The sequence below is a fragment of the Pseudomonas syringae genome (assembly GCF_023278085.1).
In the GTDB taxonomy this organism is placed as follows: Bacteria; Pseudomonadota; Gammaproteobacteria; order Pseudomonadales; family Pseudomonadaceae; genus Aquipseudomonas; species Aquipseudomonas syringae_Q.
The window spans coordinates 1,450,838-1,464,381 of record NZ_CP066265.1 but is presented as its reverse complement, the minus strand read 5'-3'; the positions used below and the strand labels follow the sequence as shown (position 1 = coordinate 1,464,381).

The following is a 13,544-nucleotide window of genomic DNA, read 5'->3' as shown; positions in this document are numbered from 1 at the left end:
CGCAACCCGGTTATATACGCCACAAACAGTTATTCAAATGTGGCCGCCAAAGTGGCTCATGACAATGAGCCACTTAACGACATTACCTATCAAGGAATGATCAGGTCCACGACGCGTCTTTCGAACGTATATTTGCGGGCAAGAACACTTCCCAGCGCCTTTTTCGCTCCTGCCTCGCCGTGCACCAGCCGAATTTCCCCAGGCCACTCGCTCATGCCGGTCACGAACTCGACCAGGCCAGCCTGATCGGCATGGGCAGAATAGCCCTTGGCCGTATGCACACCGGCACGAATGTCGTAACGCTCGCGATCAAGTTCGACATAGCCACCCGATGGACCATGAGCCTGAATGGCAGCGCCAGGTGTTCCCTTGCCTTGATAACCGACGAAAACCACGTTATGCCGACTGTCGCCCAGCATGGCCTTCAGGTAATTGACGACCCTGCCTCCGGCACACATTCCATTACCGGCAATCACGATGGCGGGACGCGCAGTGCTGGCGAGGTAATTGACGGTACGCACATGCTCTTCATGGGTATCGACAGTGACCAGTTGAGCAAAGCCCAAAGGCGCCCTGCCCTCGTCGAGGCGTCCACGGGCATCTTCATCCCAGTAGTCTTCGAACGACTGATACGCTTCTGTGAAGCGCTTGGCCAGCGGCGAATCAAGGATGATCGGCAACCGCGACCAGTCCGCAGGGCTGCTGTCACTACAGGCCTCGGCGGAAGTGGCCAACAGCGCCTTGCGGCGAAGGATATCTTCGAGCTCGTAGAGCAGCTCCTGAGTACGCCCGATGCTGAACGCCGGTATCAGAACGGTGCCCTGATCTTCCAGCGCCTTGTCGATGATTCGCTCAAGCCCCTGCTGACGAATGCTGCGATCATCGTGCAGACGGTCACCGTAAGTGCTTTCCAGAATCAGGATATCCGCGCGCTCAGGCGGCTTTGGCGCCGGCAGGAAGGGCGTCTGACTTGCGCCTAGATCACCGGAGAAAACCACGCGCCTGGAACGTTCTTCCAGCGGATAGTACAGATCGCATTCCACATAAGCCGAACCCAGAATATGCCCTGCGCGCTGCAGACGAACCTTGCAGCGCAGCGCTTCGTTGTCGACCAGGCTGAACCAGTTGTCGAATGGCAAGGCAATGATGCGCTTGCTGATGTCCTTCAATAATTGCTCGGCCAGCACCGGATCATGCGCCAACTGGATTTTCAGGATGTCTTCCATGACCAGCGGCAGCAGGTGGGCACTCGGCTCACTGCACAATATGGGCCCCTTGTAGCCCGAAGCCAGCAGCTCGGGAATACGCCCGACATGGTCATTGTGTACATGACTGATCAGCAGCGCGCTGATCGACTCAGGGGCGAATTCGAATGGGCTGACCTCCCCCCGCCCGGCTTGCTCCTGTACCGAACCGCAATCGATCAGCAGGTTGCTGAACGCATCCATGCATAGTTGATGACAAGAGCCCGTTACGGTGTCGATAGCGCCGTGATGAATGATATCCGGATAATACATGCAGTCCCCTTATTTCGCCGATCTGGAGTTGTCGTCTGGCACTTCCCGGCATCAGGTCTGGAGCGCAAGTTTCGACGCATCCCAGGCTCGAAATTCTTGTTTTCAGGATCTGACACATGGCTGTTAAAACCAGAGCAAGCAACAGTGCGAAAAGAATATAACCGCAGCGCTCTTTAAAATGGCGACGCTAGTTTAAAAAGCGAACATTCCTACACAAAAAGGTAACTAATATTCAACTAAGCAGCGAATAGCCTGCGAAAGTTTGATGATTTTTTTGATAAAGGCTGGAGACAGGCGTGCGCACAAACCAGAAAGCAGCGCCGGCTGTGACAGTGGCAAAGAGAAAAAAGGCAGGTACACGGTTTTATTTCGCCGGATTTGCATCCGACGAGGCCTTGCCGATGCTACTCAGATAGAGCGAGCGGAGGTGGTGCGTTTTTTAGCAAAGCTGGCTATCCAGGCGAGCAGCGGGCCGATGAGCATACCCAGAAGCAAAGCAAGAACGACGGGCAGCGCCAGCGGAAGGTCGGGCGCAGACCAGCCAAAAAAATTCATGGCAACGGTTTGTCGGTTTTCAAGCACGAATACGACGGTTGCCAACGCAACCAGCAACACGGCGACAGACAAAATGACTCTTTTGAAGATACGCATCTGGTGATCCTGTGGTTGACGGCTTTAAAAGCCCTCTTCTTCATCCTCGTTGACCCTGTCTCGTAGCTCCTTGCCCGGCTTGAAATGCGGGACAAATTTGCCATCGAGGCTGACCGACTGGCCGGTCTTCGGGTTACGCCCTACTCGCGGTGCGCGGTAATGCAGGGAAAAGCTGCCAAACCCCCGAATTTCTATCCGGTCACCGGTTGCCAGGCACTGAGACATTTGTTCAAGCATGGTCTTGATGGCCAGCTCGACATCCTTGGATGAGAGCAGCCCTTGATGGGTGACAATTCGTTCGATCAACTCCGACTTCGTCATATTTTTCCCTTCTTTTTCAAGCAGCTAGATCAGCGCTCCGAAGGTTTTAGCATGACCGGAAGAATTTGAACAGCCCATGTATTGACTTATGTTTAGCATTGTCAACCAGGCATAAACACATTGCGGGCGCGTTACACACCAAAGGTCCGGAAAGCGGGCCTGAAAGGCTGAACAGCAGGCATGAAAAAGGGCGACCGAAGTCGCCCTTTTTTTGGTCAAGCAGAACTTAGTTCTGTTTTTCCATTTGCGCGCGCAGCAGGTCACCGATAGTGGTTGGACCTGTGCTTTCAGCAACTTCAGGCTTGCTACGCAGGCTCTGGATTGCTTCTTTCTCGTCTTCAACGTCTTTCGACTTGATGGACAAGCTGATTACGCGGCTCTTGCGGTCAACGCTGATGATCTTGGCTTCGATCTCTTCGCCTTCCTTCAGAACGTTACGCGCGTCTTCAACGCGGTCACGGCTGATTTCGGAAGCCTTGAGGGTCGCTTCGATGTCATCGGCCAGAGTGATGATGGCGCCTTTGGCGTCAACTTCTTTAACGATACCGCGAACGATAGCGCCCTTGTCATTGACAGTGACGTACTCGGAGAACGGATCGCTTTCCAGCTGCTTGATACCCAGCGAGATACGCTCACGCTCAGGATCAACCGACAGGATCACAGTGTCGAGCTCGTCGCCCTTCTTGAAGCGACGTACGGCTTCTTCGCCCACTTCGTTCCAGGAGATGTCGGACAGGTGAACCAGACCGTCGATGCCGCCGTCCAGACCAATGAAGATACCGAAATCGGTGATCGACTTGATGGTGCCGGAGATTTTATCGCCCTTGTTGAACTGGCCAGAGAAATCTTCCCATGGGTTGGATTTGCACTGTTTGATGCCGAGGGAGATACGACGACGCTCTTCGTCGATGTCCAGAACCATGACTTCCACTTCGTCGCCAACCTGAACGACTTTCGACGGGTGGATGTTCTTGTTGGTCCAGTCCATTTCGGAAACGTGTACCAGGCCTTCCACGCCTTCTTCCAGCTCTGCGAAGCAGCCGTAGTCGGTCAGGTTGGTAACACGCGCGGTAACGCGGGTGCTTTCCGGGTAACGAGCCTTGATAGCAACCCATGGGTCTTCACCCAGTTGCTTCAGACCCAGGGAAACACGATTGCGCTCGCGATCGTACTTCAGGACCTTTACATCGATCTCATCGCCAACGTTGACGATTTCCGATGGATGCTTGATACGCTTCCAAGCCATGTCGGTGATGTGCAGCAGGCCATCGACGCCACCCAGATCGACGAATGCGCCGTAATCGGTGAGGTTCTTGACGATACCTTTGACTTGCTGGCCTTCCTGCAGGGACTCGAGCAGAGCTTCGCGCTCGGCACTGTTCTCGGCTTCCAGGACACTGCGACGGGAAACGACAACGTTGTTGCGCTTCTGGTCCAGCTTGATGACCTTGAACTCGAGCTCTTTGCCTTCCAGGTGAGTCGTGTCACGCACAGGGCGGACGTCAACCAGAGAACCAGGCAGGAACGCACGGATGCCGTTAACGTCGACAGTGAAGCCGCCTTTAACCTTACCGTTGATAACGCCCTTGACCACTTCTTCAGCTGCGAAAGCCGCTTCCAGAACGATCCAGCACTCGGCACGCTTGGCTTTTTCGCGGGACAGCTTGGTTTCGCCAAAGCCATCTTCGACCGCGTCCAGCGCAACGTGAACTTCATCACCGATCTTGATGGTCAGCTCGCCAGCGTCGTTGTGGAACTGCTCCAGCGGGATGAGGCCTTCAGATTTCAGACCGGCGTGAACCGTAACCCAACCTGCCTGATAGTCGATATCCACGATGATCGCGGTGATGATCGAACCGGCCTGAAGGTTGAGGGTCTTTAGGCTTTCTTCAAAAAGTTCTGCAAAGCTTTCGCTCATTTTAATTCCTGTTGATCAAGGGCGAAGGATACGCCCATCTGCCACGCTCCAGACAACGTGGGTTTCGTTCAAGTAAAAGAAAGCGTGCAGGACTATGACTGGTCTCCCGCATGCTTCTTCGTCACCCGGCAATATCGCGAAGCGCGATCTCGCTCAGAATGCGTTCCAGCACCTGCTCGATGGACAACTCAGTGGAATCCAGCTGTATGGCGTCGTGCGCCGGCTTGAGCGGCGCTACCGCTCGCTGGGTGTCACGCTCGTCGCGTGCACATATCTCATCTAGCAGACTCGACAGACTAACATCATCGCCCTTGGCCTTCAACTGCAAGTAACGACGGCGCGCACGCTCCTCGGCACTGGCGGTGAGGAATATCTTCAGCGGCGCGTCCGGAAACACGACCGTTCCCATGTCGCGACCATCCGCCACCAGGCCCGGTTCTTCCTGGAAGGCACGCTGGCGCAACAGCAGGGCATCACGCACCGCAGGCAGAGACGCCACTTGCGACGCACCGCTGCCGATCTGCTCATTGCGGATCGCCTGCGTTACATCTTCGCCCTCAAGAATAATGCGCTGGCCCTGCCCTTCTTTCGTCGCTTCGAACTGAACATCCAGATGAGCGGCAAGCAGTTTGAGCGCTTCTTCATTGGTCAGGTCGACACCATGATTGCGCGCAGCGAAGGCCAGCAGGCGATAAAGCGCGCCGGAATCAAGCAGGCACCAGCCAAGCCTCCTGGCCAGCAATCCTGCAACCGTGCCTTTTCCGGAACCGCTCGGTCCGTCGATGGTAATAACGGGGGGTTTGATTTTCACTTTTTGTCCTCTTGCGCTACACGCATACCGACTTGAGCGCACAGCGCCAGAAAATGGGGAAATACTGTGACGGCATCCGCGCAATCGTGAATACGGATGGGCGCCGAAGCCCGTAATGATGCAACGCGAAACGCCATGACAATACGCTGATCGCCGCGAGCATCGATCTCGCCACCACCCGGCATACCGCCTTCAATAATGATGCCATCCAGCACCGGCTCGACGTCGATGCCAAGGGCCAGCAGACCGTCGGCCATCAGTTTGACGCACTCGGCCTCAGCGGCCTGCAACGCTTGCGCGCCGCGCAGAATGGTACGCCCTTCTGCGAAGGCTGCGGCAACCAGCAGCACGGGAAATCTGTCCAGGGCGATCGGCACGAGCGCTTCGGGAATGTCAGCGCCTTTCAGGCGGGCCGAACGCACGTGTACATCGGCCAGTGATTCGCCCGCCAGTTCGCGAACATTCTGCAGCACGATATCCGCCCCCATGAGGCGCAGGATATCGATGGCGCCGGCACATGCCGGGCTGACATCGACCTCTTCGAGAAGCAGGTCACAGCCCTCGCTGATCGATACGGCAACCATGAAGAGCACTGCCGAAGCCACATCGACCTGCCCCTTGATGGCATGACTGACTCCATCACCGGAACGAACCCGGGCAACAGGGTCTTCAACGGCGGCGGTTTCGACACGGGCGCGGCTGGCGAGTATCCGGCCAAAATGTTCGCGGGCCGCCCTGGCACGGGTGAATACATCCAGCAACTGCGGACCATCACCTGCGTCCACAGCGTTGCGCAAGGCGTCCAGGTCGCTGCGGAACGTGTCCAGCGTACGTAACACTGCTTCGCGATTAGCCATGAAGATGTCGTGCCACATGGTCGGATCGCTGCCTGCGATCCGCGTAAAATCACGAAAACCGCCAGCGGCATACCTGAATATTTCCAGGTTTTCGTTACGCTTGGCCAGCGAGTCCACCAGACCGAAGGCCAGCAAATGAGGCAGATGGCTGGTGGCAGCCAGTACTTCATCATGGCGCTCGACCTGCATGTGCTCGACATCGGCCCCCAACGCAGCCCACAGCTGATGAACAAGGGCGACGGCGTGCGGATCGGTCTCGGGCAGCGGTGTCAAAATCACTTTATGGCGCCGGAACAACGCGGCATTGGACGCCTCCACTCCGCTCTGCTCGGAACCGGCAATCGGATGCCCCGGCACGAAACGCGGCGGTACTTCGCCGAACGCCTGACGCGCCGCCCGGACCACATTGCCTTTGGCACTGCCGACATCGGTCAGAATGGCATTGCCAAGCTTCATGGACGCGAGCAACGCGAGCAGTTTTTCCATCGCCAGTATCGGAACCGCAAGCTGAATGACGTCGGCACCGCAACACGCGGTAGCGAGATCCACCTCACAGCGATCCACAACGCCCAGCTCCACCGCCAGCGCGCGTGATTGCGGATCAAGATCGACGCCGACCACTTCACGGCACAGGCCACTCTCGCGAACGCCCTTGGCAAAAGACCCGCCAATCAGCCCGAGCCCTACCACCACCAGACGGCCGATAACAGGCCGGGCCGATCGCCCTGAAATCACGTCAACCACACGCACACACCTGATAAACCTGCAGCGCAGAAAACAAATCGCTCATGAACTGCCTCCTCAAAGGACTGCTTTGGGGTAGGAACCCAGCACCTTCAAGGCTACGGCTTCACTGCTGATTTTCTCCAGCACCGCCTTGACCAGCGGGTCCTGGTGATGCCCGACGAAGTCGATGAAGAAGACATAGGTCCATTTACCGCTACGCGACGGACGCGTCTCGATACGCGTCAGGTCCAGGCCACTCTCGTGGAACGGCACCAGCAATTCATGCAGAGCGCCCGGTTTGTTGCTCATCGAGACAATGATCGACGTCTTGTCGTCGCCGGTAGGCGGAACTTCCTGATTACCGATGATGAGAAAGCGCGTCGAGTTATCCGGGCGGTCTTCGATCTTTTCCGCCAGACGGGTCAGGCCGTAGAGACCGGCTGCCATGTCACCGGCGATGGCCGCCGAGTTCCACTCACCCTTGACCCGCTTGGCCGCCTCGGCATTGCTGGCAACGGCGACACGCTCGACATTCGGATAATGCGCGTCCAGCCACTTGCGGCACTGGGCCAGCGACTGAGCATGGGAGTAGATACGCGAGATGCTTTGCGTCTTGGTGCTTTCACCCACCAGCAAGTGGTGGTGAATACGCAGCTCGACTTCGCCGCAGATCACCATGTCGTGCTCAAGAAAACTGTCGAGCGTGTGATTGACCGCGCCTTCGGTGGAGTTCTCCACCGGGACCACGCCAAAATTCACCGCACCGGCAACCACTTCGCGAAACACTTCGTCGATGGCCGCCATCGGCAGGCTGATCACCGCATGCCCGAAATGCTTCATGGCAGCAGCCTGGGTAAACGTACCCTCAGGACCGAGATAGGCGACTTTGAGCGGCTGTTCAAGGGCGAGGCAGGAAGACATGATCTCGCGGAACAGCCGGGCCATCTCTTCATTGCTCAACGGACCACGGTTACGATCCATGACCCGCCGAAGCACGGCAGCTTCGCGCTCCGGACGATAGAACACCGGCACTTCACCCTCAGCCAGCGAGGACATTTTCACGCGAGCCACTTCCTGAGCGCAGCGGGCACGCTCGCTGATCAGCTCCAGAACCTTTTCATCGAGGCTGTCGATACGGACGCGAAGCGCCTTGAGTTCTTGCTCGGACATCAGCCGTGCTCCTTCTCGAAGTCTTTCATGTAGGTGACCAACGCGTTGACCGCATTGAGATCGACCGCATTATAGATGGACGCGCGCATGCCACCGACCGAGCGATGACCCTTGAGGTTGAGCAAGCCGTTGGCATCAGCACCTGCCAGAAACGGCTTGTCGAGGCGGTCGTCGGCCAGACGGAACGGGACGTTCATCCACGAGCGGTCGGGCTTGTTGATCGGGTTGCTGTACAACCCGCTGGCATCGATGAAGTCGTACAGCGTGCGCTGTTTGATGTCATTCAGCTTGCCAATCGCCTCGACACCGCCCTGCTCTTTCAGCCACTCGAAGACCAGCCCCGACAGATACCAGGCCAGCGTCGGCGGAGTGTTGTACATCGAGCCGTTGTCGGCAGCGACCTTGTAGTTGAGCATGGTCGGGCACAGTGAACGTGCGTGACCCAGCAAGTCTTCGCGAATGATCACCACCACGATACCGCTCGGGCCGATATTCTTCTGCGCACCGGCGTAGATCATACCGAAACGCGAGATATCCACCGGACGCGAGAGAATGTCAGAGGACATATCGGCAACCAGCGGCACGTCGCCGGTTTCCGGGATCCAGTTGAATTCAAGGCCGCCAATGGTCTCGTTCGGCGCGTAATGAACGTAGGCCGCATCTTGGGACAGTTTCCACTCGTTCTGACCGGGGATGGCAAAGTAATCGTAGGCCTTGGCGCTGGCTGCGACGTTGACCGTGCCGTAACGCGATGCTTCCTCGATTGCCTTTTGCGACCAGATGCCGGTGTCGATGTAATCGGCTTTACCGCCTTCGGGCAACAGGTTCAGCGCGATCTGCGCGAACTGCTGGCTGGCGCCGCCTTGCAGGAACAGTACTTTGTAATTTGAGGGAATGGACAGCAGGTCGCGAAAATCCTGCTCGGCTTTGGTCGCGATGGAGACGAACTCGTCGCTGCGGTGGCTCATTTCCATGACGGAAAGGCCCTTGCCGTGCCAGTCGAGGAGCTCCGCCTGGGCACGCAGCAGAACAGCTTCAGGAAGCGCAGCAGGACCTGCGCAGAAGTTAAAGGCTCGCTTGCTCATATCCACTCTCGTCAAATACGTTGGGTCTGTACGTGCTTGTTTCTGGATGCTGCATCACGAGCAGGCAGCCGCCAAAGCGGTCGGCAGCTCGTGACGGGAATGCTGATCCGGCTCAGGCGGGCCGAATGCCGCAAGGGCTGGACTTGCCTGTGATGCAGTTGCAATCACAGACGAGCCAGCCCTTACCTGATTTACGTTACAACTCAGTTCTGCGGTTCGTCTTCGTCCGCTGCCGCATCCGCCTGCAGGTCTTCACCTGCATCATCAGCGTCGCCGTCGACGACGTCGGCAATCACACCGTCAACAAGCTCTTCACCCTCAAGCTCTTCGCCTTCGACTTCCGACGGCTCCTGAACGCGCTCCAGACCGACCAGCTTCTCGTCGCTGGCCAGCTTGATCAGGGTCACACCCTGAGTGTTACGGCCCAGACTGGAAACCTCGCCGACACGCGTACGAACCAGGGTGCCCTGGTCAGAAATCAGCATGATTTCCTCGCCATCGAGCACCTGAACCGCACCCACCAGACGACCGTTACGCTCGTTGCTGACCATGGCGATCACACCCTGGCCGCCACGCTTGTACTCAGGGAACTCGGAAATGGCAGTGCGCTTGCCGAAACCACGTTCGGAGGCGGTAAGAATCTGGCTGCCTTCTTCCGGGATCAGCATCGAAATCAGCTTCTGGCCTTCCGGCAGACGCATACCGCGCACGCCGCGAGCGGTACGGCCCATGGCGCGTACGTCGGATTCCTTGAAGCGGGTTACCTTGCCGCCGTCGGAGAACAGCATGATTTCCTGTTCGCCGTCGGTGATGGCCGCAGAAATCAGGATGTCGCCTTCGTCCAGCTCAAGGGCGATCAGACCGACGCTACGCTGACGGCTGAAGGCCACCAGCGGGGTCTTCTTGACGGTGCCGTTGGCCGTGGACATGAAGATGAACGGAGCCTTCTTCTTGTCGGCAGCCTTGATGCGGGCCTTGCGCTCTTCTTCGGTCTCGCTGCTGTTTTCTGCGTCGTCCAGCTCGCCTTCGAGGGCTTCGCCTTCTTCGTCGGCACGCTTGCGCATGGCTTCGAGGTCGACTGGCAGCATGGTGGTGATGTATTCACCTTCGCTCAACGGCAACAGGTTGACCAACGGACGACCACGGGCAGCGCGGGACGCTTCCGGAATCTCGTAGGTCTTGAGCCAGTACACCTTGCCCTTGCTGGAGAACATCAGCAGCGTGGTATGGCTGTTGGCGACCAGCAGGTGAGCGATGTAATCCTCATCCTTGATGCCGGTGGCCGACTTGCCCTTGCCGCCGCGACGCTGCGCCTGATAGACCGCCAGTGGCTGAGTCTTGGCATAGCCGCCATGGGAAATGGTAACGACGCGCTCTTCTTCGGTGATCAGGTCGCCCAGGGTCAGGTCAAGGCGTGCATCGAGAATCTCGGTGCGGCGCGCATCGCCATATTCGGAGCGGATCAGTTCCAGCTCTTCGCGGATCACTTCCATCAGGCGCGTGGCGCTGTTCAGGATGCGGATCAGTTCGCCGATCTGGTTCAGGATTTCCTGATATTCGCCGAGCAGCTTTTCGTGCTCCAGGCCGGTCAGACGGTGCAGGCGCAATTCCAGAATGGCCTGAGCCTGCTCCGGCGACAGGAAATACTTGCCTTCACGCAGACCGTATTGCGGATCTAGGTTCTCGGGGCGGCACGAATCGGCACCGGCACGCTCGACCATCTCGACCACTGCGCTCGATTCCCAAGGCGTCTTGATCAGCGCTTCCTTGGCTTCGGCAGGTGTCGGCGAAGCCTTGATCAATGCGATGACCGGATCGATGTTGGACAGCGCAACGGCCTGACCTTCAAGGATGTGGCCACGTTCACGCGCCTTGCGCAGCTCGAATACGGTACGACGGGTCACCACTTCGCGACGGTGACGGACGAACGCTTCCAGCAGATCTTTGAGGTTCAGGATGCGTGGACGACCGTCGATCAGGGCAACGATGTTGATACCGAAAACGCTTTGCAGCTGGGTCTGGGCGTAGAGGTTGTTGAGCACAACCTCAGGCACTTCGCCACGACGCAGCTCGATGACCACGCGCATGCCGTCCTTGTCGGACTCGTCGCGCAGCTCGGTGATGCCTTCGAGTTTCTTTTCCTTGACCAGCTCGGCGATCTTCTCGATCAGACGCGCCTTGTTCAGCTGGTAAGGCAGCTCGGTAATGACGATCTGCTGGCGACCGCCCACCTTGTCGATGTCTTCAACGATGGAGCGGGCCCGCATGTAAATGCGTCCACGACCCGTGCGATAGGCTTCGATGATGCCCGCGCGACCGTTGATGATCGCCGCCGTCGGAAAGTCCGGGCCGGGGATGTACTGCATCAATTCGTCAATCGTCAACTCGGGGTTGTCGATCAGCGCCAGACAGCCGTCGATGACTTCACCGAGGTTGTGCGGCGGGATGTTGGTCGCCATGCCCACGGCGATACCGCTGGAGCCGTTGACCAGCAGGTTGGGAATACGGGTCGGCATGACCGCAGGGATCATTTCGGTGCCGTCGTAGTTCGGCACCCAGTCCACGGTTTCTTTATGCAGGTCGGCCAGCAGCTCGTGAGCCAGCTTGGTCATGCGCACTTCGGTGTATCGCATGGCCGCCGCGTTGTCGCCGTCGACCGAACCGAAGTTGCCCTGGCCGTCTACCAGCAGGTAGCGCAGCGAGAATGGCTGAGCCATACGAACGATGGTGTCGTACACGGCAGTGTCGCCGTGCGGGTGATACTTACCGATTACGTCACCAACCACACGGGCGGATTTCTTGTACGGCTTGTTCCAGTCGTTACCCAGCTCGCTCATTGCGAACAACACGCGCCGGTGCACGGGCTTCAAGCCGTCGCGCGCATCGGGCAGTGCTCGACCGACGATCACGCTCATTGCGTAGTCGAGGTAGGACTGCTTCAGCTCGTCTTCGATATTGACCGGGAGGATTTCTTTGGCCAGTTCGCCCATGAGAAGCCTGATTCCTTTTTCTGGTGAAACCTCATAAACCCATTCGGGATTTACGAAGCTCGCCGCTGCCAGCATTTGCAAGCAGCGACTTACGACAAATCAACGAGTTATGCCATGCATCTACGCAGTAGGGGCGACCACTGTCAGTACCCCCGGAAACCGCCGGATGTTACCACAATCGCGGAGGCGCTCACATCCTTTGCAGGCGCTGAAAACGAGCCACCCACGCACAAGTCGCCTGAGAGACGCTTACAGGCCCGCGCAGCCGCTTCACTCAAGCGGCAACGAACGGGCCATGCAGATCAATGCAGGTGTTTGCGGCTCATCAATTGGGCCATTCGCGCCGTGTCGGGACGCTCGACAATGCCTTTCTCGGTCACGATGGCATCGATCAGGTCTGCCGGCGTCACGTCGAACACCGGATTGAAGGCTTCGACATTCGCCCCGACCCGCTGCCCACCGACCTCAAGCAGCTCACGACCGTCGCGCTCTTCGATAACGATGTCATCGCCACTGGCCATGTCCATGTCAATGGTCGAGCTGGGCGCCACTACCATGAAGCGCACGCCGTGGTGCATCGCAGCGACTGCAAGTTGGTAAGTGCCGATCTTGTTCGCCACGTCACCATTGGCGGTGATGCGGTCCGCGCCCACGATCACCCAGGTGATGCCTTTGGTGCGCATCAGGTGCGCGGCGGCGGAATCTGCGTTGAGCGTGACCGGGATACCTTCGTTGGCCAGCTCCCAGGCGGTCAGCCTCGAGCCCTGCAGCCACGGCCGGGTTTCATCGGCGTAGACGCGCTCGATCATGCCTTCCAGGTGCGCCGCGCGAATCACGCCCAGCGCCGTGCCGAAACCGCCGGTGGCGAGCGCACCGGTATTGCAGTGGGTCAGAACGGTCTGCAGATTGCCCTGATGCCTGCGGATCAGGTCAGCACCCAACTGCGCCATGGTCAGATTGGCTTCGCGGTCACTCAAATGGATCGCCACCGCTTCAGCTTCCAGCGCGACCAGCGGGTCGTCTCCGTCCTTTACCCGCAGCAGACGGTCGCGCATGCGGTTCAACGCCCAGACCAGGTTGACTGCGGTAGGACGCGAATCGGTCAGCATCAGGAAATCCTCTTCCAGTGCTGCGTACCAGTCTCCACCTTCGGCAATCCGTGCACGGGCACTGAGAAACGCGCCATAGGCGGCACTGATGCCAATGGCCGGCGCACCACGCACCACCATTGTGCGAATGGCTTCGGCAACCCCCTGCGCAGTGGTATAGGGGTGCCAGATTTCCTCGAACGGCAATACCCGCTGATCCAGCAGGTAGAGAGTGTTGTCTCGCCAATCGATGGCCTTTACTTTCTCCGCAGCCAACAGTCGATCGCGCATCGCCAACTCCATCTTGAACATCCGAAACTCAGCATCAAAAGCGGCTGATTATAGCGAGCCGTCTGCGAAGACGCTCGGGTATACTTCGCCATCAACGTAATAAGCTCTGGAAACCTTCT

The 13,544-nt window shown here is 58.1% G+C and carries 10 protein-coding genes; all 10 read right to left on the bottom strand.

Annotation, left to right across the window (positions count from 1 at the left end; all coding sequences use genetic code 11):
- Window positions 1-89: 89 nt before the first annotated feature.
- The gene (locus tag I9H07_RS06630) at window positions 90-1,517 is read right to left on the bottom strand and encodes an MBL fold metallo-hydrolase RNA specificity domain-containing protein (RefSeq protein WP_236423367.1); all 1,428 of its coding nucleotides are present in this window, start codon (window positions 1,515-1,517) and stop codon (window positions 90-92) included.
- Between the two features lie 408 nt (window positions 1,518-1,925).
- Window positions 1,926-2,168, bottom strand: coding sequence for a lipopolysaccharide assembly protein LapA domain-containing protein (locus I9H07_RS06625; protein WP_024675848.1), 243 nt, complete (start codon window positions 2,166-2,168; stop codon window positions 1,926-1,928).
- Between the two features lie 24 nt (window positions 2,169-2,192).
- On the bottom strand, window positions 2,193-2,489 hold the full coding sequence (ihfB, locus tag I9H07_RS06620; RefSeq protein WP_002554561.1) for an integration host factor subunit beta: 297 nt from the start codon (window positions 2,487-2,489) through the stop codon (window positions 2,193-2,195).
- A gap of 226 nt (window positions 2,490-2,715) precedes the next feature.
- A complete protein-coding gene (gene rpsA / locus I9H07_RS06615; protein ID WP_002554562.1) occupies window positions 2,716-4,407 on the bottom strand; it encodes a 30S ribosomal protein S1 in 1,692 nt (563 codons plus the stop codon).
- A 121-nt stretch (window positions 4,408-4,528) separates the two neighbouring features.
- A complete protein-coding gene (cmk, locus tag I9H07_RS06610; RefSeq protein WP_024675847.1) occupies window positions 4,529-5,218 on the bottom strand; it encodes a (d)CMP kinase in 690 nt (229 codons plus the stop codon).
- A complete protein-coding gene (locus tag I9H07_RS06605; protein WP_432760451.1) occupies window positions 5,215-6,765 on the bottom strand; it encodes a prephenate dehydrogenase/arogenate dehydrogenase family protein in 1,551 nt (516 codons plus the stop codon). The genes cmk and I9H07_RS06605 overlap by 4 nt, the downstream gene beginning before the upstream one ends.
- Before the next feature lie 111 nt (window positions 6,766-6,876).
- Complete coding sequence (gene pheA, locus I9H07_RS06600; RefSeq protein WP_004665960.1) at window positions 6,877-7,971, bottom strand: prephenate dehydratase; 1,095 nt, start codon at window positions 7,969-7,971, stop codon at window positions 6,877-6,879.
- Window positions 7,971-9,056, bottom strand: a complete 1,086-nt coding sequence (gene serC / locus I9H07_RS06595) for a 3-phosphoserine/phosphohydroxythreonine transaminase (protein ID WP_058391642.1) — start codon at window positions 9,054-9,056, stop codon at window positions 7,971-7,973. The genes pheA and serC overlap by 1 nt, the downstream gene beginning before the upstream one ends.
- Window positions 9,057-9,259: 203 nt before the next feature.
- The gene (gene gyrA / locus I9H07_RS06590; protein WP_024644583.1) at window positions 9,260-12,046 is read right to left on the bottom strand and encodes a DNA gyrase subunit A; all 2,787 of its coding nucleotides are present in this window, start codon (window positions 12,044-12,046) and stop codon (window positions 9,260-9,262) included.
- A 302-nt stretch (window positions 12,047-12,348) separates the two neighbouring features.
- Window positions 12,349-13,425, bottom strand: a complete 1,077-nt coding sequence (mtnA, locus tag I9H07_RS06585; protein WP_024675844.1) for an S-methyl-5-thioribose-1-phosphate isomerase — start codon at window positions 13,423-13,425, stop codon at window positions 12,349-12,351.
- Window positions 13,426-13,544: the final 119 nt, after the last annotated feature.